This is a genomic window from Bacillus cereus group sp. BfR-BA-01309, from assembly GCF_022664315.1.
Classification (GTDB): domain Bacteria; phylum Bacillota; class Bacilli; order Bacillales; family Bacillaceae_G; genus Bacillus_A; species Bacillus_A mobilis.
This window is the reverse complement of record NZ_JAKUHE010000002.1, coordinates 256247-278867: the sequence shown is the minus strand read 5'-3', so window position 1 is coordinate 278867 and position 22621 is coordinate 256247. Positions and strand designations below refer to the sequence as shown.

Genomic DNA, 22621 nt, shown 5'->3' with positions numbered 1-22621 from the left:
CTCACAATGAGAATGGTGGACCTAATTGCAAAAAAACGTGACGGACATGCATTAACAACAGAAGAAATTAACTTTATTGTTGAAGGATATACGAATGGTGATATTCCTGATTATCAAGTAAGTTCACTTGCAATGGCAATTTTCTTCCAAGATATGAACGATCAAGAACGTGCTGATTTAACGATGGCAATGGTAAATAGCGGTGATACAATCGACTTATCAGCTATTGAAGGAGTAAAAGTAGATAAGCACTCAACAGGTGGCGTTGGTGATACAACAACACTTGTATTAGGTCCATTAGTAGCCGCTTTAGGTGTACCGGTTGCAAAAATGTCTGGACGTGGTCTAGGACATACTGGTGGTACAATTGATAAATTAGAAGCAGTTCCAGGATTCCATGTTGAAATCGAAAATGATGAATTCATGCGTCTTGTAAATGAAAATAAAATCGCAGTTATTGGTCAAAGTGGAAACTTAACACCTGCGGATAAAAAATTGTATGCACTTCGTGATGTAACGGCAACAGTAAACTCAATTCCGCTTATTGCAAGCTCGATTATGAGTAAAAAAATTGCTGCTGGTGCAGATGCAATTGTTCTTGATGTAAAAACTGGAGCAGGTGCATTTATGAAAACAGATGAAGATGCAAAACGTTTAGCAGAAGCAATGGTACGCATTGGTAATAATGTTGGTCGTAATACGATGGCTGTTATTTCTGATATGAGTCAACCACTTGGTGAGGCGATTGGTAACGCACTTGAAGTACAAGAAGCAATTGATACGTTACAAGGTAAAGGACCGAAAGATTTAGAAGAGTTATGTTTAACACTTGGAAGTCAAATGGTATACCTTGCTGGACAAGCTTCATCTTTAGAAGACGCACGTGAGAAATTAATTGAAGTCATGAACAACGGTAAAGCGCTAGAATCATTTAAAACGTTCTTATCAGCGCAAGGCGGCGATGCATCTGTTGTTGATGACCCTTCTAAATTACCACAAGCACAGTTTAAAATTGAAGTAGAAGCGAAAGAAGACGGTTATGTATCAGAAATCGTTGCAGATGAAATCGGAACAGCAGCAATGCTTTTAGGAGCAGGACGTGCGACGAAGGAATCTGAAATTGATTTAGCGGTTGGCTTAATGCTTCGTAAAAAAGTAGGGGACAGCGTGAAAAAAGGTGAATCCCTTGTTACCATTTACGCAAACCGTGAAAATGTGGAAGATGTAAAAGCAAAAATTTATGAGAACATGAAGATCTCTACAGACCACGTAGATGCACCAACTTTAGTGCATGGTATTGTAACGAAGTAATAAAAAAAGGCCAAGGAGTATTTCTCCTTGGCTTTTTTTGCTATTTTTTGTTTATAATAATAATGGGTGAAATTATGATTAGAATTTGTGCAATAACAAAAACAAATGAAGTATTATATGATGTTTCGCTAGAGGAAACAAAGAAAGACCATATTGTATGGTATTGGCTAGATTTATATAAGCCAACGAAAGAAGAGTATACATACATTTTACAAGATCATTTTAAATTCCATCCTCTTGCGATTGAAGACTGTATAGAATATGTACAGAGGCCAAAAGTTGATTTTTATGATGGATATAACTTTTTAGTTCTTCATGCATTTGGTGAGGATGGATTAGAACCGCACGAGATCGATTTATTTATAAGTGATCGTTATATTGTTTCTTTCCACTTTTCTCATAATAATGCAATCGAAAGAGTATGGAAAACACTTGGAGAAAAGAAGCGTATTAAAAATAGTCCTTTACACGTAGCGCATACTATTATCGACCAAATTGTGGACGACTATTTTGCGCCTGTATATTACATTGAGGATCATTTAAATGCCATTGATGATAATTTAACGGGCGAGACAGCAGGAAGTGTGTTAGAAGAAGTATTTGATATACGTGCAGATTTATCGAAACTAAGGCGTACAATCATTCCGATGCGTGATTTATTGTATCGTATTTTAAATTCGACTCGTTTTTACGGTATCAGTGATCATGAAATTTACTTTAAAGATATACATGATCATTTACTGAAACTGACAGAAATGATTGAGGCAAGCCGGGAGTTGACGGCAGATATTCGAGATAGCTATTTTTCATTAAACTCACATCATATGAATAACATTATGAAAACATTAACTGTATTCTCGACTATTTTCATGCCATTAACATTTATTGCGGGAGTATACGGAATGAACTTTACGCATATGCCAGAGCTTGGTGGACAATATAGTTATTTTGTTTGTCTACTTCTAATGGCACTAATTGGCGGTGGCATGATGGCTTGGTTTTATAAAAAAGGATGGTTTAAGTAAAAAAACACCGAGGAAAATTCCTCGGTGTTTTTTTAACCAATAGCATGTAATACAAACATGGCTAAGAATAAGCATGTAACGATATACATAGACGGTGCGACTTCTTTACGCTTTCCAAGAGCAACTTTTAAGATAGGATAAGCAATAAATCCGAACGCAATGCCATCAGCGATACTATATGTGAGCGGGATCATGACGATAATTAAGAACGCTGGAAATCCTTCTGAAAAATCGTTCAGAGGAATTTGCTGAATGCTTGTAATCATCAGGCCGCCAATAATAATTAAGATTGGTGCAATGGCACTATCAGGAATTAGTTTGACAAACGGAAGTGCAAACAGTGATGCAAAGAATAACAACCCTGTAACGATAGACGTCAGACCTGTCTTTCCGCCTGCAGTAATACCTGCGGCACTCTCTACTGTCGATACGGTAGGGCTTGTGCCAAATAGACCACATGTCATTGCTGAAATTGCATTGGCTTGGTAAGCACGTGGGAATTTACGGTCATCTTCTAATAAACCGTGCAGAAGTCCCATGTTCTCAAAAATAAGCACCATGCTTAAGGAGAATGTTGCAATCCAAAACGGTAAGGAAGAAAGTTTGCCAAATGACATAGCTCCAAACACATCGCCGTAACTCGCGAATGAGAATGAACTATTTCCGATTTGACTTGTATCAACAAGACCAAATAGCCATGCAATACCAGTTCCTATTGCAATCGTCCATAAAAAGCTTCCACGTACGTTACGAATAAATAGTACAAGTGCAATGATAAGAGTAAGTATTGTCGCAAGAACGACAGGGCTACTTAATTTACCCATTGCAACAGCAGTATTTGGATTCGAAACGACTAAACCACCTTTTTGCAATCCGATAAATGCTAAAAATAATCCGATGCCGACAGTAATAGCTTCCTTTAATGACTTTGGAATCGATACTGAAAGCACGCGAGCGATTGGTGTAAACGCAGCAATTGCAAAAATAATACCAGAGATGAAGACAGCCGCTAATGCTTCCTGCCAAGTTAATCCGAGCGTATGCACAGCAGTGTACGTGAAGAATGCATTTACACCCATACCAGGGACAAGAATAGCAGGTGCATTTGCCCAAAATGCCATGAGCAGACATCCGACAAATGAACTGAAAACAGTTGCTAAAATTCCAGCTTCAAGAGGAATGCCAGCATCGGATAAAATTGATGCATTTACAATCATAATATATACGATCGTGAAAAATGACGTAACTCCAGCTAAAACTTCTTGTTTTGGTGATGTTTCGTGTAAACCTAATTTAAATGTTCTTTCAAGTATTCCTTTCATGTTAAACCTTCTTTTTCATATCCCTCTCCCACCCGTGATATCTCTTTTGTAAGAGCTCACCGTCCTTTATTATATCAGAACATCATGTTTTTACAACAAGGAAAATGATAACGTTTACTTATAAATGAAATTATTTATAAATACGTAAAAATCGCCCGTATTGTTGAAATGATTTCTAATTCTCCCGATTGAATGGGCGGAGCTGCTTGCGCATGTAAAGTAGCAAAGGACGTCACTTCCCGTGGTAATTGGGCAGATTCTTCAACGAATGAGAGGGGAACAGGATTAATGTTTAAATTGTATGTACTCGCAATAGCACGAGCTTTTTCTACCGCTTGTTGCAGAGCTTGAATGAGAGCTTGCTCATAATAGTTATTTGGGTGAGATATTCGAAAACGTAAACCTTTTGCTAAGTTTGCTCCATTTGAAACGGCTATATCATATACTTCCCCTGCTTTTTGTACATTTAAAACGGTAATTTCATACAAATGTTCCACACGGTATCCCTGTAGTAATGCTTTATCATTTACATATTCGTACTGGGGCGTAATCGTATATGAAATGGTTTCTATATTTTTGTCGGCAATACCTAGTTGTTTTAGTGCATCTAATAATTGTTGTGATTGCACTGCATTTTCTTCTTGTGCCTGCTTTACATTTTTATGATCTGTACGAATACCAATCGTTAATATAACAACATTTGGTTTTGCTTTTACAACACCTTCACCTTGCACTGTAATGGTAGCTTCTTTTCCAGTATTAGCTGTACGTACATTGTGTAAATAAGGGTTCATTCCACCTTGCATCTTCCATCACCATCCTTATTTATATGTATATGTGTGAACAAAAAAGAAATTTGTATGAAAAAGTTACATAAATGGGAATGTTACAGAAAGAAAGCATATACAACGAGGGTATTTATAGATTATAATATGTGTAAATATGATAAAAAAGGGACGAGGCTAGTGAACGAAAAAAGAGAAACACTGATTTTAGAATTATCCGGATCATTTCGAAAGATGATACGTTTATTACAAAATGATATTAATACACGTTTTGCAGAACATATGCCATACAATGAATTTTCTGTATTACGCGCGTTATTTTTAAACAGTCCACAGATGGCTTCGCAAATTGCGAGTGAAGTAAACGTAACCTCCAGTCATATTACAGCTGTTACTGATCGTCTCGTACGAAAAGGGTTTGTAGAAAGAAAGCGTTCAAATTCAGACCGTCGTATCGTGTACTTAGAAATTACAGAACACGGAAGAGAAGTAACTGAAAAACTTGAAGCTGTGCGTAAAGAATATTATAAAGATAGATTTAAAGGTTGGAGCGACCAAGAAATAGAAATGGTGTTAGAGCTATTTGGCCGCGTATTATAATAAATGAGGATAGGAAGCGAAAGCTTTCCTATCCTTTTTCTTTTGAATAAAAACATTTTGAAACTCCAATACTTTAATTAAAAAGAATCGGAGTGAAAAATTATGAAACGTATTTCTATGCTTCTTATTATGATTGGAAGTTTTTTCTGCTTTCATCAATTCGCGGATGCCGCAACGCCTCTTCAAGTCGTTCAAAAAGAATTACAACATATTTCAAATAAGCAACCTGTTTTATATTCAAAACTATGGATTCGTTCAATGCAGAATGCTATTTTATTTCACCATAGTGATAACATTCGGCATGAAGATACGATCAGTAATGTAACAAAGTCTTCTCTTGTAAAAGTAAAACAACTGCCACTTCAAAAAGCATCGCAGTACATCCCGAGATTATCACAATATATTTCTAAGTTTGAGGCTGAGAATGTGCAAGTATATTATGTTGCAGCACGTTACGAAGTGAAAAAAGAAAATTCGTATCAATTAAATGGAATGAATTATTTTATGCAAGTGTTTATTCAGCAAGGGGGAGAATGGAGAATTGCTGAAAGCATAGTTGCTCCAACAGATCAAATCGTGGCGAATGGTGATGGGTTTGGAACGAAGCAAGAAAAAGAGTATGGGAAAAGAAGAGAGAATGTGAAATAACCTCCTCGTTATGAGGAGGTTATTTCGTACGAAGTAAAAATTTTTTATTTATGAAATAGTTAAGTATTACATAGCTAAATACTCCTATTATTATGAATCCAGCGTAATAACTTAATATCGGATCATTTTTTTCACCTGTTAACCAGCCTCCTAATAGCGCAAAACATATTGTGACACACGGTATAAATAGACGGTGTAGTTTAGTGAATAATAATATTTTACCGTTATTTTCATTTTTTGTCCGATTATAGAAAAATACTCCTAATGGTAAAAGAATGAGAATATACAGAATCGGAGTGATAAGTTTCCAGATGGGCTGGAATTGGTGGTGCACCTTAACGGATTCTTTTAGATTATTAATTTTTACTTCTTTTACTTCTGGATTAAATGTATAGGATATATAAGTATTATTAGTAGGTGCAAAAACTTCAATGTTCTCTACATATGATGTGTAATTCGCCTTTTTAAGGAAAAATTCAGTTGTAGATATATTTGTGTGAATCCAAGTGAAATGAAACAGTAACACGCTTAATCCAGATGGTAATATAATAAAAGCTAAGCTTAATATACTATGTGAAATGACATTACCAGCAATTGTTCCAATAAAAATGGCTATTGTAAAAATCGCAATCCATGTAATGGTAACATAACATAATAATGTAAGTATTGGCCCAAAAGATTGATATTGGTTAAATAGATTAATCTTTAGGATAAAATACATTAAGATGATATTAAGGCTCATTATGAATACAATTGCAATTGCCCCGAACAGCCATTTAGAAAGAAAAAGTTCTTTTCTCGTGAATGGCATTGCGAATAACAGATAATCTGTTTGATTTTGTCTTTCCCAACTTATTAATGAACAAGCGAGTAATATGAAAGTTGGGATGAAGGGGATGATAAGAGTATCCCCATTTAAACTATAACTGAAATAGTTTAAATGGTTTGCTGAAAGATTTGTTAGTTGAATCTGCAAATCATTAAAATAGCTAATAGGTAAAAACCAAAAACTACTACAAGCAAAGAGTAAAAGAATGTACTTACTTTGCTTGTAATGATGTAACCATAAAGCCTTATAAAACATGTTATCCCTCCAATACCAATTGCAAAAATATGATTTTGTTGAATTTAGTTACTGTTCCAAGTAAACTTCCATTTTAATATTTTAGGTAGGAAGAAATACGTAATGAAACTAGTCACTAAAAATCCGATGTAAAAGCTGGACAATGAGTGAGTACTATTTAATGTTAAACCTCCAACGATTCCAATAAGTAAAATAGCACATAGGATAACTGCTTTTTGTAGTCTCGGATATAATATGAAGTTACCATTTCGCTCATTGACAGAACGAACATATAAATATATACCAAGTGGTAATAAAAGAATAATATGTGCAATAGGTCCAATCAATGTTTTGGCTGAAGGAATGTATGAAAAATTTGGTTCATCATGACGAACGCCTTTAGGATCGGTGTAAGCATTTTGTGGATTGTAATCAAATACAATATTAAATTCTTCTGCTGGGCTAGAAATACGTAAATTTTCCGTTATATTGTTTATTTTAGTATGAATCTTTTCCCCATCTGCGCTAGAATGAACACTAATTACCCCTACCATAAGAGATGGTAGTAAGAATGGAAAAACGATTATAATAGCAGTAATAATCCCTTGGGATACGATATTTCCAGCAATCGTTCCTATACATAATGCAAGTGTATAAATAGCAATTAGCACAATTAACATGTATAGAAAGTACGTATGGAATGGGGAAAAGATTTGATATTTATTATGAAAAGTTGTTTTTTTCATAAAGGCAAATAATCCCCAGTTTAAAACGACAATTGCAACAATATTACAGATTCCAAACAACCACTTTGTTATATAGAGGTGTGAACGTTTAAAGGGCATAGACCATAACAAGTCGCTAGAGTTATTTTGCCTTTCCCACCCAATTAAAGTACAGGCTAGAACGATAAGCATACTACCTAACAACATGACAGGGGTTAAAAGTGTTAAATTAAAGTGGTAATGATATATATAGTTCCACGCTTTGTTCATCTGTAGATATTGTTGTTGTTCAATAGAAGCCATATAGTACGTATATGATAAAGCATAGAAACTGCTGAGCCACAATAGCCATACAACATATTTACTTTGTTGATACGTTCTTAGCCATAATGCTTTTTGAAACATAGGATCTCTCCTTTAAAAAACTTTATAATTTGTTAGTCGTGATAATACAACATAAGTAATGATTCCAGTGAGGAACAAACTGATATAGTAGCTAGGTAAGAAATGAAATTGATTCATTTTATAGCTACCTAGTAATGCAAAGTAAATGGTTGTCCCCCATATCCAGATTTTTAAATGCTTTTGGAAAATAAATATCTTTTGAACGTTTTCATTTGGTGATCGTGTGTATAAATATGTGCCAAGTAATAGGTTAACTATTGTGTAAAAAATAGGGACTAACATCGATTTAGCCGAATAATAGTGATAAGATGCTGGATCTCTTAAAGTGGTTGGATCTTTTTCTTTCTTGCGTGCTACTGGATCATAATCGTAAGTGATAGAAAACCGATATATTGGTGCAACTATATTTGTTTTTTGATTGATTTCATCAAGCGGTTGGTATAAGCTGTATTTTTTAGTATTTGTAGCTTGTAAATGGATTGTTGTAAAATTGTATACTAATGAAATAAATGTAAGCCCCATTAGAAGCCAAGGGATACAAAAAACGAATTGTGAAACGATGCTTCCAGTAAATGTACCGATGCATAGTGCAGTTGTATAAACTGCAACATAAGAAACAATTGCATAAAGAAAGTATCGATGAAACGGACTGAATGATTGGTAATCAAAATGAATGGTTGTTCTATAAATAGCGTACATAAGGATCCAGTTTACAAGGAGAGACCCTATAATCCAGAATGAACCGAAAGCCCATTTAGAAAAGAAAATATCTTTTCTTGTAAATGGCATTGCCATTAGGGTATTAGACTGGTTATTACGTTCCCATCCTATAAATAGACAAGCTAAGCAAATAATAAGAAAAGTTAGCCAAAAATTATTACCTGTCTTTGACCAAAATTCATAATAGTAATAGAACGTTCCCTTTTCTTGCAATCTATAGTAATTAGTAAGTTGTACCTGAGCGCTTCTATAGTATCCAAAAGATAAAATGTAAAGCGAACTAAAGAAGAATAGTAACACAGCATATTTCCCGCGTTTCCAATTCCACATCCACAACGCCTTATGAAACATACCCATCCTCCTCCAGTGTCGTAACGAAGACATCTTCAAGTGACATTGTTAATTCTTCAATGAGTATAGGTTGTTCTTTATAAAACTTCTCCAGTGTTGTAGCTACATTTCCCTCAATTAAGATTGTAAATACTTTTCCTGTTTGATTTAATATTTTAATATTGCTTAAGTTTTCTAGTTTTTGAGGTAATGACCGCTCATAAGCAACTTGTATTTTTGCAAATCGTGATTTGGCATCGTCTAGTGATGTAATAGACGAGATAGTATGGCCTTTTAATATAATAATTGTATCTGCAATTTGTTCCACTTCATCTAAATGGTGGGTTGAGATAAAAATGGTAATCTCTTTTTCTGCAACTTCTCCAACGAGAAACTGTAAAATTTGCCTTTTCACAATAGGATCAAGTCCGTTTGTCGGTTCATCTAAAATGATATATTCTGCCTTTGTAGAAACGGCTAAAATGATGGCAAGCAGTGCTTTCATTCCTTTTGAATAACTACGAATTCGTTTGTTTGGTAAGTTAAAACGTTCTAACAGTTCATAGAAATATGCTTCATCAAATGCGGTATAAACTTCTTTATAAAACTTTACAATTTCTTTTACCGTATATCCGTTCAATATGTTAGTAGAATCCGGAACATATACGATTTTTTGCTTTATTTCTGGACACTGATGAATGTTTGTATCTTCATATGTAACAGTCCCTTCATCAGGATCTAAAATGCCGACCATCGTTCGTAATAAAGTTGTTTTCCCCGCACCGTTTCTTCCGAGTAATCCGATGATACTTCCTCTTTGTAATGTGAAAGAAACATCATCTAAAATTGTTTGATTATCAATTGTTTTCTTCAAGCTTGTCACTTTCAGCATCCGCATTTCCTCCAATCTCTTTGTAGTATGAATCTATCCAATCATGAATTTTATCTTTCGTAACACCAAGATAAGAGGCTTCTAATAGTAATTGATGAAATTGCTTTTCAACCATAGCGATTTTCCTTTCGTCTAATGTTGGGGTAATCGATTGAGATACAAATGTTCCTTTTCCTCGTAATGTTTCAATAATCCCTTGTCGCTCTAACTCTTGGTACGCTTTACTCACTGTATTTGGATTTATAACGAGTAAAGAAGCGAGTTCGCGTACAGAAGGTAGTTTGTCACTTGGGGCTAACATGTTCTTTAATACGAGTTCTTTTATATTTTGAACAATTTGTTCCCATATCGGAGTGTTGCTTCTTGGATCAAGTTGAATATGCAAGAGCAATGTCTCCTTTCTGGCTTGTATTAAGTGTACTACTGCGTGTAATACACTTAATACAATATAGGTGATGAATGTATTTGTCAACTGAAAATATTAGAAAAATATGGTATTAAAAAATGAGAAATTGGAAAAAATAGGCCTGATATAGAATGGAGGGTTAGTCATGAAGCGAGTTTTTGGAATACTTGTTTGTTTCATGTTATTGCTTTCTGGTACTTCAGTTAGTTTCGCACAATCTGAGAAAACGAAGCAGGAGAAAACAGAAGAAACAACGCCGAAGTTAGCGGAACAAGCGTCGTCAGCAATTGTAATTGAACAAGATACAGGTAAAGTTTTGTTTGATAAAAATCCAAATGAAAAATTACCACCTGCTAGTATGACGAAGATTATGACAATGCTATTAATTATGGAACAAGTTGAAAAAGGAAAACTAAAACTAACCGATAAAGTTAGAGCAAGTGAGCATGCAGCTTCAATGGGTGGGTCACAAATCTTTCTAGAGCCTGGTGAAGAGATGACTGTAAATGAAATGCTAAAGGGTATTGCCATTGCATCTGGAAATGATGCGTCTGTTGCAGTAGCGGAGCATATCGCTGGTTCAGAAGAAGGTTTTGTAAATATGATGAACAAAAAAGCGAAAGATTTAGGACTGAAAAACACTCATTTCCAAAACCCAACAGGTCTTCCGGCTAAAGACCATTATTCTACAGCAAATGATATGGCTATAATGGCGAGAGAATTAATGAAGTACCCACTTATTCGCAAATATACAGGTAAATATGAAGACTATTTACGTGAAGATACGGATAAGAAGTTTTGGCTCGTGAATACGAATAAGTTAGTACGTTTTTATCCTGGAGTAGATGGCGTGAAAACGGGCTTTACGACAGAAGCAAAATATTGTTTAACAGCATCGGCTGAAAAGAATGGGATGCGTGTTATTTCAGTTGTTATGGGTGCACCTACATCGAAAGAACGGAACAATCAAGTAACGAAGCTTCTTGACTATGCATTTGGTCAATATATGACAAAGAAATTGTATACACGAGGCGAAAAAATTAAGACTGTCCAAGTAGGAAAAGGGAAAAAAGAAAAAGTAGATTTAGTTGCGTCAGACAATGTGTCTCTTCTTATGAAGAAGGGCGAAAATATGGACAAAGTAAAGAAAGAAGTAATTGCTGAAAAGAAAGTGAAAGCGCCGATTAAAAAGGGCGATGCACTTGGTACACTTGTTATTAAAAAAGACAAAGATGTTTTATTAAAACAAACAATTGTAGCAAAAGAAGATGTTGCTGCAGCGAGCTGGTGGGAGTTATTTAAAAGAAGTTTTGGGATGTTTTCAACATCAAAATAGCGGCAAACATTTTGCCGCTTTTCTATTCGTATGAAAGTAAATAATTGCTGAATGGTTTCACTTTATGGCGAAATAGTTCTTCTTTTGTCGGTAGGAAGGATTCTTATGTTGAATCACGAAAATCTTTATGTATGTAAATGAGTAAAGTTTGAGCATAAGGAGGAAATCGTGTGAGTCTTTCCATGCAATTAGAAGTAAAACGTGACGTCCTATGTGTGAGACTAGCGGGTGAATTAGATCATCATACTGCTGAAGAGTTGCGAACGAAAGTAACAGATATGATTGAGACACATGGTGTTCATCATATTGTTTTGAGCCTAGAGAACTTATCGTTTATGGATAGTTCTGGTTTAGGTGTTATATTAGGCCGATATAAGCATGTAAAGGGATTAGGTGGAGAAATGGTTGTTTGTGCAATTTCACCACCTGTTAAACGTTTATTTGAAATGTCGGGCTTATTTAAAATTGTTCGTTTAGAAGAAAGTGAAGCGCATGCGCTCGCGACGTTGGGGGTGGCATAAATGAGAAATGAAATGAACCTTCAATTTTCAGCATTAAGTCAAAATGAATCGTTCGCTCGCGTTACAGTAGCTGCTTTCATTGCGCAACTAGACCCAACGATGGAAGAACTTACGGAGATTAAAACTGTTGTGTCAGAAGCAGTTACAAATGCAATTATTCATGGGTACGAAGGAAATGCAGAAGGTGTTGTTTATATTTCTGTAATTTTGGAAGAAGCAATGGTGAAACTCACGATTCGAGATGAAGGGATTGGCATCTTTGATTTAGATGAAGCAAGACAACCCCTTTTTACAACTAAACCTGAATTAGAGCGTTCCGGAATGGGATTTACTATCATGGAAAATTTTATGGATGAAGTAGAAGTTATTTCAAACGAATCTTTCGGGACAACAATCCATTTGACAAAATACTTATCAAATAGTAACGCTCTATGCAATTAAGGAGAATAGCCTATGGACATAGAGGTCAAAAATGAGAAGAAGAAACCTCAGTTAAAGGACCACGAGCTAAAAGCGTTAATTCAACAAAGTCAAGATGGAGATCAACAAGCGAGAGATACAATCGTTCAAAGTAATATGCGTCTCGTATGGTCGGTTGTGCAGCGTTTTCTTAATCGAGGATACGAACCAGACGATTTATTTCAAATTGGATGTATTGGGCTCTTAAAATCGGTAGATAAATTTGATTTATCTTTCGACGTGAAATTTTCAACATATGCAGTTCCAATGATTATTGGAGAAATACAACGATTTTTACGTGATGATGGATCAGTGAAAGTAAGTAGATCTTTAAAAGAAACAGGAAATAAAATTCGAAAGATGAGAGACGAGCTTTCGAAAGAATTCGGAAGGGCCCCAACGATTAATGAAGTAGCCGAAGCGTTAGAACTAACGCCAGAGGAAGTGGTTCTTGCGCAAGAAGCGAGTCGAGCTCCTTCATCTATACATGAAACGGTGTATGAAAACGACGGGGATCCGATTACTATTTTAGATCAAATTGCTGATCAATCTGAAACGAAATGGTTTGATAAAATTGCTTTAAAAGAAGCAATTAGAGAACTAGATGAGCGAGAACGTTTAATTGTGTATTTACGCTACTATAAAGATCAAACCCAATCAGAAGTAGCAGAGCGCATAGGCATTTCGCAAGTACAAGTTTCAAGACTTGAAAAGAAAATATTAAAACAGATGAAAGATCGAATAGATGAATAGCTATCTATTCGATTTTTTTTATGGCTTTAAATAGGAGTAGATTGTAAACTTTCGTAAAAGTTTACAGAATTTATTGATAATTTAGTAAATTTAAAATATAATCCAACTATGAACTTGTCACAAAGGGGGAAGGAAATATGGAAACGAGGCAACAATGGGGAACGAGGGCTGGATTTATTTTCGCAGCGGTCGGCTCTGCCGTTGGATTAGGAAACATATGGCGTTTTCCTTATACAGCGTATGAAAATGGAGGAGGCGCATTCTTTTTACCGTACTTATTCGCATTATTAACGACTGGTATTTCATTATTGGCGTTTGAATTTGCTCTTGGGCATCGTCACCGTGGTTCAGCGCCACTTACGTTCTTCCGTATTCATCGGCGTGCTGAATTCATTGGATGGTGGCAAATGTGTGTAACGTTTATCGTTTCAACATATTATGCAGTAATTATTGCTTGGTCTATTTCATATACGTACTTTGCAATTACTGGAGCATGGGGGAAAGACACGCAATCATTTTTATTTAAAGAGTACTTACATGTTGCAGATAAGCCAGGGCAGTTTGGGGGGCTTGTGCCGGAAGTATTAATTCCATTAGCTCTCGTTTGGATTATTGTGCTTGGTGTTGCATTCAAAGGAGTTAAAAAAGGAATTGAAGTAGTTAACCGTATTTTCATCCCTTTACTAGTAGTTATGTTCCTTATTATCGTAGTTCGTGCAGTGACGATGGAAGGTGCGATGCAAGGATTAGATGCATTTTTCAAACCAGATTGGAGTCGTATTTTTGATGGAAAGGTATGGCTTGCTGCTTATGGTCAAATTTTCTTTAGTTTATCTTTAGCATTTGGAATTATGATTACGTATTCTAGTTATTTACCGAAAAACTCAGATACAACAAATAATGCCTTTATTACTGGTTTTGCAAACTCAGGATTTGAATTATTAGCAGGGATTGGGGTCTTTGCAGCTCTTGGATTTATGGCAAACAATATGGGAGTACCAGTTGATAAAGTAGCGAGTGCTGGTGTAGGACTTGCATTTGTAGTATTCCCGCAAATTATTAATGAATTACCGATGTCACCGTTATTTGGCGTATTATTTTTCTTATCATTAACGGTTGCCGGAATTACATCTCTCATCTCGCTTGCGGAAGTATGTTTTGCTGCCGTATCTGAAAAGTTCAGCTTAAGCCGCCAAAAAACAATTGGAATTATGGGGACGCTTCTCGTACTAGTTTCTCTTGTTTTTGCAACACGTGGCGGGCTTATGTTCCTAGATGTTGTTGATTATTTCGCTAATAACTTCGGATTAATTTCAATTGCATTAGCGGAAGTAGTTACGATAGGGCTCATTCTACGCCGTTTACCAGTTTATCAAAATCACGCAAACTTCGTATCTGATATTAAGTTAGGGACATTTTGGAGAGTGAGTTTACTCGTTATTACCCCGCTTATGTTAGGGTACATGTTAATTGATGGTACAATCCAAAATATTAAAAAGAACTACGGAGATTATCCAACGGAGTTTGTCGTAACATATGGTTGGTCAATTGCAGCAGCGTTCCTTATCATTGCGCTAATCATTAGTCTAAAGAAATGGAATGCACAAATACATTCAGATTCTGCTAAGCTTGAAAAAGAATGGAAAGATCGGGGTGTTTCATAATGAGTGGATCAGCGATTATGATGATGGTTATTGGTATGGTAGTCATTTGGGGAGGACTCGCATTAAGTATTGCAAATTTATTTAAGAAAAAGGCATAAACTAAAAAACATCTGTACCGAAATGGTACAGATGTTTTTTTATGAAAAAATTGTATTAGAAAAAAATTCAATAACCATACTACAACTACGAGGAAGAGTGAAGAGGTGAATGGAAATTGGAACAAACAATTTATATTAAAATGCGTAATCGATTACAAGTTTCTCCTACGTATGAAGTGAAGCTGGGTGATGTTGCTCAACTTGCGGGAGATGCTCTCGTAGTTCAGTCGTTACAGGATGAGGTAGTGTACAAAATAACAGCTCATGATAAGACGCATGTCGTAATTGATGTGATGAAAATAATTGAGATTATTAGGAAAAAAGCAGCTCATATACAAATTAATTTACTCGGTTCTGGACAAACTCTTGTTGAAATTATATATGAAAAAAAGAAAGTACATCCAATTTTCTTCGGACTTGTATGGTTGTTACTTTTCATTGGAGCGGCCCTTGCGATCATTTATTTTCATGAAGATGTAAGCATGCAACAAGTGCACCAGCGCCTATATTACATGATTACGGGAGAATTTAAGGCACAACCACTTTTATTTCAAATTCCTTATTCATTAGGTCTTGGGTTAGGTATGGTCTTATTTTTTAATCATGTATTTCAAAAGCGAATTAATGAAGAGCCGAGTCCGTTAGAAGTGGAGATGTTCCAGTATCAGCAGTCGCTTGACCAATATGTAATTGTTCATGAAAACAAGGATAATATGAAACAACTTGCCGATGATTGAGTCTGGGCTTGTTATTTTAATTGGTTTAGCGGGAGGGATTGCAGTAGGTAGCGGATATGTCGCATTTTTAGCTGTACTTGGTATAATCCCTCGTCTAGCTCAATTAACGAGAAGTGGAAAGCACATTCAATATTTTGAGTGGGCAGTTATTGCAGGTACGTTAACAGGGGCTTGGTGTAGTTTGAAAAACATTACATTTCAAACGTCACAATATTGGCTTGTTATATTAGGAATATTTTGTGGCACATTCGTTGGAATGCTTGCAGCCGCATTAACAGAAGTGTTAAATGTTTTACCTATTTTAGCGAAACGAGTAGGGGTAGAAGGGAAAATTGTTGTTTTACTCGTTGCTCTTGTACTCGGGAAAGTAATAGGCTCGTTGTTTCACTGGATTTATTTCGTAAAGTAGGAGGCAATATATAAATGACAGGGCGAAAACTAAAGGATGATTACATAAATAAAGTGAAGGAGTACCATCCGAAACCAAATTATTTCATAAATTGTCTTAAGGCATTTCTTGTAGGTGGACTCATTTGTACTGTCGGAGAAGTATTGATGAAATTTTATATACATTATTTTCATTTCAGTGAACAAGAGGCAGGAAATCCGACAGTTGCAACGCTTGTATTGTTATCGGCGATTTTAACAGGTTGTGGTGTATATGATAAAATCGGTCAATTTGCTGGAGCGGGATCAGCAGTACCTGTTACGGGATTTGCGAATTCTATGGCGAGCGCTGCGCTAGAACATAAGAGTGAAGGAATTGTGCTTGGGGTTGCTACAAATATGTTTAAGCTAGCGGGAAGTGTTATCGTTTTTGGAGTCGTTGGTGCATACGTTATTGGGTTAATAAGATATACTTTTAACATTTTTATGTCTTAAAGGAGGGGCTAGTATGAGGTTGACCGGAAAACAAACGTGGGTATTTCAAAATGATATTTATGTGAATGCAACCGGTACTGCTGTCGGTCCAAAAGAAGCTGAAGGCCCTCTTGGAAAGGATTTTGATATTTCATACGATGATTTACATTGCGGAGAGGAAAATTGGGAACTTGCTGAACGAAGATTAATGTCAGATTCAATTCAACAAGTCTTGCAAAAAGGAAATGTAAAAACATCACAAATTGATTTCTTTCTAGCGGGTGATTTATTAAATCAAACAGTGACAGCAAATTATGTTGCGCGTAAGTGGGGGATTCCCTTTTTAGGGATGTTTAGTGCTTGTGCAACCTCGATGGAGACTTTAGCGGTTGGATCAGCCTTTATAGATGGTGGATTCGCAAATCGTGTTTTAGCGACAGTAAGTAGTCATAATGCGACGGCTGAAAGACAGTTCCGTTATCCAACAGAGTATGGGGGACAAAAACCAGGAACAGCAAATTCCACTGTTACAGGTGCGGGATCTATATTAATTAGTAAAGAAAAAAGTGCCATTAAAATTACGGCAGCTACGATTGGAAAAGTGCAAGATTTAGGGATTGCAAATCCTTTAGATATGGGATCAGCGATGGCACCTGCTGCTGCTCACACAATTCAACAACATTTTGAAGATTTGAAGAGAAGTGCAGCAGATTATGATTTGATTGTTACCGGTGATTTATCAGCTATTGGGACACCGATTGCGAAACAACTGTTACTGGAAGAAGGATATGATCTTGGGCATATATATAATGATTGCGGATTAATGATCTATAATTCCGATCAAGAAGAAGTATTTGCTGGTGGTAGTGGCTGTGCTTGTTCAGCTGTTGTCACATATGGTCATTTATTAAGCGAGATGCAAAAAGGGAATTTACAACGGATTTTTGTTGTTGCAACTGGTGCGTTATTAAGCCCGATGATGATGCAACAGAAAGAAACCATTCCAACAATTGCACATGGTGTTGTATTTGAGAGAGTGAAGGGAGAGTGAATTGTGGATTTTATATATGCATTTCTTGTAGGAGGCGCTATTTGTGTAATTGGACAGGTATTGTTAGATTTTGCAAAGTTAACACCAGCCCATTTAATGGCTACCTTTGTAGTACTAGGAGCAGCTTTAGATGGATTCGGATTGTACGATAAGCTTATAAAGTTTGCAGGTGCTGGGGCGACAGTTCCTATTACAAGTTTTGGACATTCCCTATTACACGGGGCAATGCATGCGGCAGAAAAACACGGATATATAGGGATTGGTATGGGTATGTTTAGTTTAACGTCTGCAGGCATTTCAGCAGCGATATTATTTTCATTTTTTGTAGCACTTATATGTAAACCGAAAGGATAAATCAAATGAGACGAAGGGTTGTTTTGGTCACAGATGGAGATGAATATGCAAAGCGAACAATTGAGCTTTTAACGAAGGAATTTGGGGGAAGGTGTATTTCAGCATCACAAAGTAATCCAACCAAATTGACAGGGAAGAAAGTTGTTGAGCTTATTATGCAAACGCCATATGACCCTGTATTTGTTATGTTTGATGACAGTGGATTTATTGGAGAAGGATCTGGTGAAAAAGCTTTAAAATATGTAGCTACACATAAACAAATTGATGTACTGGGGATTTTGGCGGTAGCGTCTAATACACATCATTGGGAATGGGCACGTGTAGATGTAAGTGTAGATCGAAACGGGGATTTAACCGAATACGGTGTTGATAAATTTGGACTTCCAGATGGTGAAATTGGCAGGATTAGCGGAGATACAATTTATTGTTTAGATGATTTGAATGTCCCTGTCATTGTTGGAGTTGGTGATATTGGTAAGATGTGTGGAAATGACGAATGGGAGAGAGGATCACCTATTACTAGAAAAGCAATTCAATTAATTTTGGAAAGGAGTGGATTTTATGACGAAGCCTAAAAAAGTGGATATCCCTATCTCATCTTTTTTGAGCGATAATGAAAATTATTTAAAGCAAACAGTTGGACTAGGGGTTACATATGATGTTGGCATACGTAAATTTCAAATTTTAAATAAAGAAATTGGTGTGTTATTTGTAAATGGACTTTGTGATACGAATTATATTATCCCTATTTTAGAAGAAGCGGTGGATACAAATGAAATAAGGAATGTAGAAGAAGATACAGTGAAGCTTTTAGAGAATCGTTTAATTCATCAACAAGTAAGTAAAGTGAAAACGATGGATGAAGTAATGCTCCAAGTATTATCAGGACTCATCATTATATTTGTGGAAGGTGAAACAGAAGCGTTTGCAATAGATGTTCGTAGTTATCCGGGCCGAACGCCGACAGAACCAGATACAGAAAAGGTAGTACGTGGTGCAAGGGATGGATTTGTTGAAAATATTGTTGTAAATACAGCGTTAATCCGTAGAAGGATACGTGACCCGCGTCTTCGAAATGAAATGATTCGAGTAGGAGATAGATCGCAAACGGATATTTGTATTACATATGTACAAGATGTTGCAAATCCGGATTTAGTTAAGATTATAAAACAAGAATTAAATAACATCGATGTCGATGGAATTACGATGGCGGATAAAACAGTGGAAGAATTTGTTGTAAAGCAAAGCTATAATCCATTCCCACTTATTCGTTATACAGAAAGACCGGATGTGGCGGCGAATCATATATTAGAAGGACATGTGCTAGTACTAGTTGATACATCACCAAGTGCTATGATTACTCCAACAACATATTTCCACCATTTACAGCATGCAGAAGAGTTTAGACAAAATCCGGCTGTCGGTACATTTTTACGCTGGGTACGCTTTTTAGGTGTCTTATTTTCCTTGTTTTTACTACCATTTTGGTTAGTATTTGTATTTGATCCAACTCTTTTACCAGCAAATCTTGCTTTCATTGGACCGAATAAGATGACGCATTTACCGATTTTATTACAAGTGTTGATGGCCGAGATCGGACTTGAGTTTTTAAGGATGGCAGCCATTCATACTCCAACGCCGTTATCGTCTGCAGCAGGATTAATTTCCGCCATATTAATTGGTCAAATAGCAATTGATGTAGGTTTGTTTGTACCAGAAGTTATTTTGTATGTAGCAGTTTCTATGATTGGTGCATATGCAACACCGAGTTATGAATTAGGACTCGGAAATAAGATTGGAAAATTATTTGTTATTATTTTAACCGGTCTCTTCCATGAGATGGGATTTGTAATAGGTATGACAATATTACTTTTATTTTTAACATCGATAAAGAGTTTACAAACACCATACTTATGGCCATTTCTGCCATTTGATTGGGGAGCTTTAACGAAGATTCTAATTCGTCCAACAATGTCTAGTTTAAAAGTACGTCCAAGTATTGTAAGACCTCAAAATGTAAAAAGACAAAAATAAACGGGATTATACACCCGTTTATTTTTTTAGCAAAAATTTATTGTTTTTTAACAAAAATCAAACATTTTTTGTGTACACTTAGAGTAGATATTGTGTATGGAAGGGGAAGAGGACATGATTAAATTATTTGTAAGTGATTTAGATGACACGCTCGTTTACAATGTGAATCATATGCAAAAAGAAGATGAACGTGCAATTAGTTGGTTAGCTGAAAAAGGGACAAATATTTGTTTTGCCTCTGGCCGCTTTACTCATCGAATTGATGAAGTTGTAAATAGGTTTGCATTCCCGTATTACACAACGAGTTTAAATGGAGCGACGATGTTACTGCCGGATGGACAAATATTTCATGAATCAAGTTTTGAAGATGGGATTGCCCAGGAAATATATCGATATATCCATAAAAAGGGACTAGTAGATATTGTTTGTGCAAATGAGCAACGGTATACAAAAAGAAAGAATGAACATCATCATAATTTTGAAACGTATATGGGCGTGCATATTGCTGAGATAGAAGCGTTAGAAGAGGAATTTGGTAAGACTGTACATCCTGCGAAATTGTTTGTTTTTGGGGAAGAGGAGACAATTGTAGCATTAGATCAAGAATTACGAGATACATTTCAGAGCGAAGCAGAAGTTTTTATGTCTGGTAAACGCTATGTTGATATTATGCCAAGAGGAGTAAGTAAAGGGAGTGCTTTAAGGCGACTGATGGAACATTTGCAAATTGAAGCAAATGAAGTTGCATGCATTGGAGATTCTTTCAATGATATTTCTATGTTTGAAGTAACCCCCCATTCATTTACTCTTCATCATGCTCATCCATATGTGAAGGAGAAGGCAAATCATGTTGTTCGTTCGGTTGAAGAAGCTGTTATGAAATTGCCGTTACTTGTATAAAAAAAGAAGCTCGCTACTAGCGAGCTTCTTTTTACTTGAATAACGATTTAACAAAATCAATGATACTTGAGAAGAAATCTTTAACTTTATCTAGGAAACCTTGCCCTTCTTCAGATCCTAAAAAGGCAGAAACGTGTTCTTTTGCTTTATTTAACTGACTGCCAACTTGATTCCAATCGATATTAAGATTTTTCATTTTATCAAATAGCGCAACTAAGTTATCTAACTGTTCATCCGTTAATGTAATACCAAGTTGATCCGCAATTTTTTTAATTAATGAACGTAAATCTTCAGTCGTTTTTGGCTGTTCTTTGGCAATTTCTTCTTTAATTTTTGCAACAAGTTGAACTGCTTTTTCTTCACCAATTTTATCGCCGAGCTGGGCTGTTTGCACCATTTCTTCATTAGCTACTTTTTTTACTTCCTCAGGAATTGCTTTGTTCGATGTTGTTTCGTAGGCTTTCATTAAACCGGTTAAAGCAGCAGTTCCTGAAACTTTAAATGGTGCAGTAATTTGAATTTCTGCATCTTTTACACCTGCTGTAATAAGTGCATTTGTGTACATTGCATCTGTTATCGAATTAATGTTTTTTGAACGTACAATGAGACCAGATCCTGGCTTTGTGTATGTAATCATAGAAGAGGAAATTGCTCTCGTACCAATTTGCGCTTTTGGAACAATCCCTTCTAGAAATTTATGTTCTTCCGCATTAGACACAGTAATAATTGTAGCATCTTTTGGTGCTTTCATTTCTTTTAACAGATCTTGTTTTTGTTGTTCAGACAAGTTTTCTCCTAGTGTAACAATTGATTCTCCTTCGATGATGTCTGCAAACGAAGCTGTTGGCATCATAAATACCGTTACAGCTAATAGCAGAGCTAGTAATTTCGTTTTCACGAAAAATCGCTCCCTTTCTCTTTCTAAAATTTTCGAGCAACACAGTTATTATAGTATATATTTCTTATTTGTCACCTAGCTTTTACCACATTTCAAAAAAGAAGTATGTAGATTGTCGGATTCTTTTTGTTTCTAGTCATGAATGTGGTAATATAGTGCTGAGATAGTTGAAAGGAGACATATACATATGAAAACTTTAGGATACATATTAATGGAAAATGGTGAAAAAATCGATTTAGAATTTTTCCCAGAAGAGGCACCAAAAACAGTAGAAAACTTTAAAAAACTAGCAGAGCAAGGATTTTATGATGGTGTGACATTCCACCGCGTTATTCCTGGCTTCGTAAGCCAAGGTGGAGATCCAACAGGAACAGGTGCAGGTGGCCCAGGTTACTCTATCCCATGTGAAACTGATGGAAATCCTCATAGACACCTTGTAGGATCACTTTCTATGGCTCACGCTGGCCGTAACACTGGCGGTAGCCAATTCTTTGTTGTTCATGAGCCACAACCACATTTAGATGGTGTACATACTGTATTCGGTAAAGCAACAAGTGGTATTGAAACAGTATTAAACATGCGTCAAGGCGATGTAATGAAAGAAGTTAAAGTTTGGGAAGAATAAGTTAATGGGAAAAGAGAGCTATGGCTCTCTTTTTTGTTTATTTTTAATAGGAATGGGGATTTCGTTTGCGGTCATGATACAAGTAGTACTGTTATTGT

Annotated in this window: 27 protein-coding genes; 19 read left to right on the top strand and 8 right to left on the bottom strand. The window is 35.9% G+C overall.

Annotated elements, in window-relative coordinates; genetic code table 11:
* Window positions 1-6: 6 nt before the first annotated feature.
* Together MR115_RS04995 and corA are read left to right on the top strand one after the other, a co-directional pair.
* Window positions 7-1311 carry a pyrimidine-nucleoside phosphorylase gene (locus MR115_RS04995; RefSeq protein ID WP_061679095.1) on the top strand — a complete coding sequence of 435 codons (1305 nt, stop codon included), beginning with the start codon at window positions 7-9 and terminating at the stop codon, window positions 1309-1311.
* Window positions 1312-1373: 62 nt separating this feature from the next.
* Window positions 1374-2336, top strand: a complete 963-nt coding sequence (corA, locus tag MR115_RS04990) for a magnesium/cobalt transporter CorA (protein WP_061679123.1) — start codon at window positions 1374-1376, stop codon at window positions 2334-2336.
* A gap of 32 nt (window positions 2337-2368) precedes the next feature.
* Here the strand turns inward: corA and MR115_RS04985 are convergent, their stop codons facing one another.
* Both MR115_RS04985 and MR115_RS04980 read right to left on the bottom strand, forming a co-directional pair.
* The gene (locus MR115_RS04985) at window positions 2369-3658 is read right to left on the bottom strand and encodes an NCS2 family permease (protein ID WP_242240253.1); all 1290 of its coding nucleotides are present in this window, start codon (window positions 3656-3658) and stop codon (window positions 2369-2371) included.
* A gap of 134 nt (window positions 3659-3792) precedes the next feature.
* Entirely contained in the window at window positions 3793-4464 is a 672-nt protein-coding gene (locus MR115_RS04980) for an SIMPL domain-containing protein (protein WP_242240251.1), read from the bottom strand.
* A gap of 159 nt (window positions 4465-4623) precedes the next feature.
* Between MR115_RS04980 and MR115_RS04975 the strand changes: the two genes are divergently transcribed.
* Both MR115_RS04975 and MR115_RS04970 read left to right on the top strand, forming a co-directional pair.
* Entirely contained in the window at window positions 4624-5043 is a 420-nt protein-coding gene (locus MR115_RS04975) for a MarR family winged helix-turn-helix transcriptional regulator (protein ID WP_061679124.1), read from the top strand.
* A gap of 102 nt (window positions 5044-5145) precedes the next feature.
* Entirely contained in the window at window positions 5146-5691 is a 546-nt protein-coding gene (locus MR115_RS04970; protein WP_097816960.1) for a hypothetical protein, read from the top strand.
* A 19-nt stretch (window positions 5692-5710) separates the two neighbouring features.
* Here MR115_RS04970 and MR115_RS04965 read toward each other — a convergent pair whose 3' ends face one another.
* From MR115_RS04965 to MR115_RS04945, 5 genes are read right to left on the bottom strand one after another with little or no spacing between them, the layout of a single operon-like run.
* Complete coding sequence (locus MR115_RS04965) at window positions 5711-6775, bottom strand: ABC-2 transporter permease (RefSeq protein ID WP_242240248.1); 1065 nt, start codon at window positions 6773-6775, stop codon at window positions 5711-5713.
* Between the two features lie 44 nt (window positions 6776-6819).
* Entirely contained in the window at window positions 6820-7884 is a 1065-nt protein-coding gene (locus tag MR115_RS04960) for an ABC transporter permease subunit (protein ID WP_242240247.1), read from the bottom strand.
* A 12-nt stretch (window positions 7885-7896) separates the two neighbouring features.
* Complete coding sequence (locus MR115_RS04955; protein ID WP_242240244.1) at window positions 7897-8955, bottom strand: ABC-2 transporter permease; 1059 nt, start codon at window positions 8953-8955, stop codon at window positions 7897-7899.
* Window positions 8945-9826 (bottom strand): ABC transporter ATP-binding protein, encoded by an 882-nt coding sequence (locus tag MR115_RS04950; RefSeq protein WP_242240241.1) that lies wholly within the window; start codon window positions 9824-9826, stop codon window positions 8945-8947. Before MR115_RS04950 ends, MR115_RS04955 begins: the two co-directional genes overlap by 11 nt.
* Entirely contained in the window at window positions 9792-10211 is a 420-nt protein-coding gene (locus MR115_RS04945; protein WP_000548033.1) for a GntR family transcriptional regulator, read from the bottom strand. The genes MR115_RS04950 and MR115_RS04945 overlap by 35 nt, the downstream gene beginning before the upstream one ends.
* Window positions 10212-10377: 166 nt before the next feature.
* Between MR115_RS04945 and dacF the strand changes: the two genes are divergently transcribed.
* The 14 genes from dacF (at window position 10378) to MR115_RS04875 (ending at window position 21000) form a co-directional block, all read left to right on the top strand.
* A complete protein-coding gene (dacF, locus tag MR115_RS04940) occupies window positions 10378-11568 on the top strand; it encodes a serine-type D-Ala-D-Ala carboxypeptidase DacF (protein WP_097816955.1) in 1191 nt (396 codons plus the stop codon).
* Between the two features lie 170 nt (window positions 11569-11738).
* Window positions 11739-12089 carry an anti-sigma F factor antagonist gene (gene spoIIAA, locus MR115_RS04935; protein WP_000059133.1) on the top strand — a complete coding sequence of 117 codons (351 nt, stop codon included), beginning with the start codon at window positions 11739-11741 and terminating at the stop codon, window positions 12087-12089.
* Window positions 12090-12530: an anti-sigma F factor gene (gene spoIIAB / locus MR115_RS04930; protein WP_001243399.1), complete on the top strand. Its 441-nt coding sequence runs from the start codon at window positions 12090-12092 to the stop codon at window positions 12528-12530.
* Between the two features lie 12 nt (window positions 12531-12542).
* Complete coding sequence (sigF, locus tag MR115_RS04925) at window positions 12543-13301, top strand: RNA polymerase sporulation sigma factor SigF (RefSeq protein WP_000350734.1); 759 nt, start codon at window positions 12543-12545, stop codon at window positions 13299-13301.
* A gap of 137 nt (window positions 13302-13438) precedes the next feature.
* On the top strand, window positions 13439-14965 hold the full coding sequence (locus tag MR115_RS04920) for a sodium-dependent transporter (RefSeq protein ID WP_061679103.1): 1527 nt from the start codon (window positions 13439-13441) through the stop codon (window positions 14963-14965).
* Window positions 14965-15063, top strand: coding sequence for a methionine/alanine import family NSS transporter small subunit (locus MR115_RS04915; protein ID WP_000016829.1), 99 nt, complete (start codon window positions 14965-14967; stop codon window positions 15061-15063). Before MR115_RS04920 ends, MR115_RS04915 begins: the two co-directional genes overlap by 1 nt.
* A gap of 116 nt (window positions 15064-15179) precedes the next feature.
* Complete coding sequence (gene spoVAA / locus MR115_RS04910; protein WP_255863914.1) at window positions 15180-15800, top strand: stage V sporulation protein SpoVAA; 621 nt, start codon at window positions 15180-15182, stop codon at window positions 15798-15800.
* Window positions 15793-16209 (top strand): stage V sporulation protein SpoVAB, encoded by a 417-nt coding sequence (gene spoVAB / locus MR115_RS04905; protein ID WP_000572949.1) that lies wholly within the window; start codon window positions 15793-15795, stop codon window positions 16207-16209. The genes spoVAA and spoVAB overlap by 8 nt, the downstream gene beginning before the upstream one ends.
* Before the next feature lie 14 nt (window positions 16210-16223).
* Window positions 16224-16682, top strand: a complete 459-nt coding sequence (gene spoVAC / locus MR115_RS04900) for a stage V sporulation protein AC (protein ID WP_242240239.1) — start codon at window positions 16224-16226, stop codon at window positions 16680-16682.
* Window positions 16683-16695: 13 nt separating this feature from the next.
* Entirely contained in the window at window positions 16696-17712 is a 1017-nt protein-coding gene (gene spoVAD / locus MR115_RS04895; protein ID WP_098585013.1) for a stage V sporulation protein AD, read from the top strand.
* A gap of 3 nt (window positions 17713-17715) precedes the next feature.
* On the top strand, window positions 17716-18066 hold the full coding sequence (gene spoVAE / locus MR115_RS04890; protein WP_061679108.1) for a stage V sporulation protein AE: 351 nt from the start codon (window positions 17716-17718) through the stop codon (window positions 18064-18066).
* Window positions 18067-18071: 5 nt separating this feature from the next.
* Window positions 18072-18641 (top strand): stage V sporulation protein SpoVABEA, encoded by a 570-nt coding sequence (gene spoVAEA / locus MR115_RS04885; RefSeq protein WP_061679109.1) that lies wholly within the window; start codon window positions 18072-18074, stop codon window positions 18639-18641.
* Window positions 18628-20100, top strand: a complete 1473-nt coding sequence (gene spoVAF / locus MR115_RS04880; protein WP_242240236.1) for a spore germination protein SpoVAF — start codon at window positions 18628-18630, stop codon at window positions 20098-20100. Before spoVAEA ends, spoVAF begins: the two co-directional genes overlap by 14 nt.
* Before the next feature lie 96 nt (window positions 20101-20196).
* Window positions 20197-21000 (top strand): Cof-type HAD-IIB family hydrolase, encoded by an 804-nt coding sequence (locus MR115_RS04875; protein WP_242240233.1) that lies wholly within the window; start codon window positions 20197-20199, stop codon window positions 20998-21000.
* A gap of 31 nt (window positions 21001-21031) precedes the next feature.
* Here MR115_RS04875 and MR115_RS04870 read toward each other — a convergent pair whose 3' ends face one another.
* Window positions 21032-21898: a DUF1002 domain-containing protein gene (locus MR115_RS04870; protein ID WP_000850509.1), complete on the bottom strand. Its 867-nt coding sequence runs from the start codon at window positions 21896-21898 to the stop codon at window positions 21032-21034.
* A gap of 187 nt (window positions 21899-22085) precedes the next feature.
* Between MR115_RS04870 and MR115_RS04865 the strand changes: the two genes are divergently transcribed.
* A complete protein-coding gene (locus MR115_RS04865; RefSeq protein ID WP_000853785.1) occupies window positions 22086-22523 on the top strand; it encodes a peptidylprolyl isomerase in 438 nt (145 codons plus the stop codon).
* Window positions 22524-22621: the final 98 nt, after the last annotated feature.

Excerpts from the sequence above, each read along its gene's own strand:
- MR115_RS04995 (WP_061679095.1), top strand. The coding sequence starts at position 7 with ATGAGAATGGTGGACCTAATTGCAAAAAAACGTGACGGACATGCATTA.
- corA (WP_061679123.1), top strand. The coding sequence starts at position 1,374 with ATGGGTGAAATTATGATTAGAATTTGTGCAATAACAAAAACAAATGAA.
- MR115_RS04985 (WP_242240253.1), bottom strand. The coding sequence starts at position 3,658 with ATGAAAGGAATACTTGAAAGAACATTTAAATTAGGTTTACACGAAACA.
- MR115_RS04980 (WP_242240251.1), bottom strand. The coding sequence starts at position 4,464 with ATGCAAGGTGGAATGAACCCTTATTTACACAATGTACGTACAGCTAAT.
- MR115_RS04970 (WP_097816960.1), top strand. The coding sequence starts at position 5,146 with ATGAAACGTATTTCTATGCTTCTTATTATGATTGGAAGTTTTTTCTGC.
- MR115_RS04965 (WP_242240248.1), bottom strand. The coding sequence starts at position 6,775 with ATGTTTTATAAGGCTTTATGGTTACATCATTACAAGCAAAGTAAGTAC.
- MR115_RS04960 (WP_242240247.1), bottom strand. The coding sequence starts at position 7,884 with ATGTTTCAAAAAGCATTATGGCTAAGAACGTATCAACAAAGTAAATAT.
- MR115_RS04955 (WP_242240244.1), bottom strand. The coding sequence starts at position 8,955 with ATGTTTCATAAGGCGTTGTGGATGTGGAATTGGAAACGCGGGAAATAT.
- MR115_RS04950 (WP_242240241.1), bottom strand. The coding sequence starts at position 9,826 with ATGCTGAAAGTGACAAGCTTGAAGAAAACAATTGATAATCAAACAATT.
- dacF (WP_097816955.1), top strand. The coding sequence starts at position 10,378 with ATGAAGCGAGTTTTTGGAATACTTGTTTGTTTCATGTTATTGCTTTCT.
- spoIIAB (WP_001243399.1), top strand. The coding sequence starts at position 12,090 with ATGAGAAATGAAATGAACCTTCAATTTTCAGCATTAAGTCAAAATGAA.
- sigF (WP_000350734.1), top strand. The coding sequence starts at position 12,543 with ATGGACATAGAGGTCAAAAATGAGAAGAAGAAACCTCAGTTAAAGGAC.
- MR115_RS04920 (WP_061679103.1), top strand. The coding sequence starts at position 13,439 with ATGGAAACGAGGCAACAATGGGGAACGAGGGCTGGATTTATTTTCGCA.
- MR115_RS04915 (WP_000016829.1), top strand. The coding sequence starts at position 14,965 with ATGAGTGGATCAGCGATTATGATGATGGTTATTGGTATGGTAGTCATT.
- spoVAB (WP_000572949.1), top strand. The coding sequence starts at position 15,793 with ATGATTGAGTCTGGGCTTGTTATTTTAATTGGTTTAGCGGGAGGGATT.
- spoVAC (WP_242240239.1), top strand. The coding sequence starts at position 16,224 with ATGACAGGGCGAAAACTAAAGGATGATTACATAAATAAAGTGAAGGAG.
- spoVAD (WP_098585013.1), top strand. The coding sequence starts at position 16,696 with ATGAGGTTGACCGGAAAACAAACGTGGGTATTTCAAAATGATATTTAT.
- spoVAEA (WP_061679109.1), top strand. The coding sequence starts at position 18,072 with ATGAGACGAAGGGTTGTTTTGGTCACAGATGGAGATGAATATGCAAAG.
- spoVAF (WP_242240236.1), top strand. The coding sequence starts at position 18,628 with ATGACGAAGCCTAAAAAAGTGGATATCCCTATCTCATCTTTTTTGAGC.
- MR115_RS04875 (WP_242240233.1), top strand. The coding sequence starts at position 20,197 with ATGGAAGGGGAAGAGGACATGATTAAATTATTTGTAAGTGATTTAGAT.
- MR115_RS04865 (WP_000853785.1), top strand. The coding sequence starts at position 22,086 with ATGAAAACTTTAGGATACATATTAATGGAAAATGGTGAAAAAATCGAT.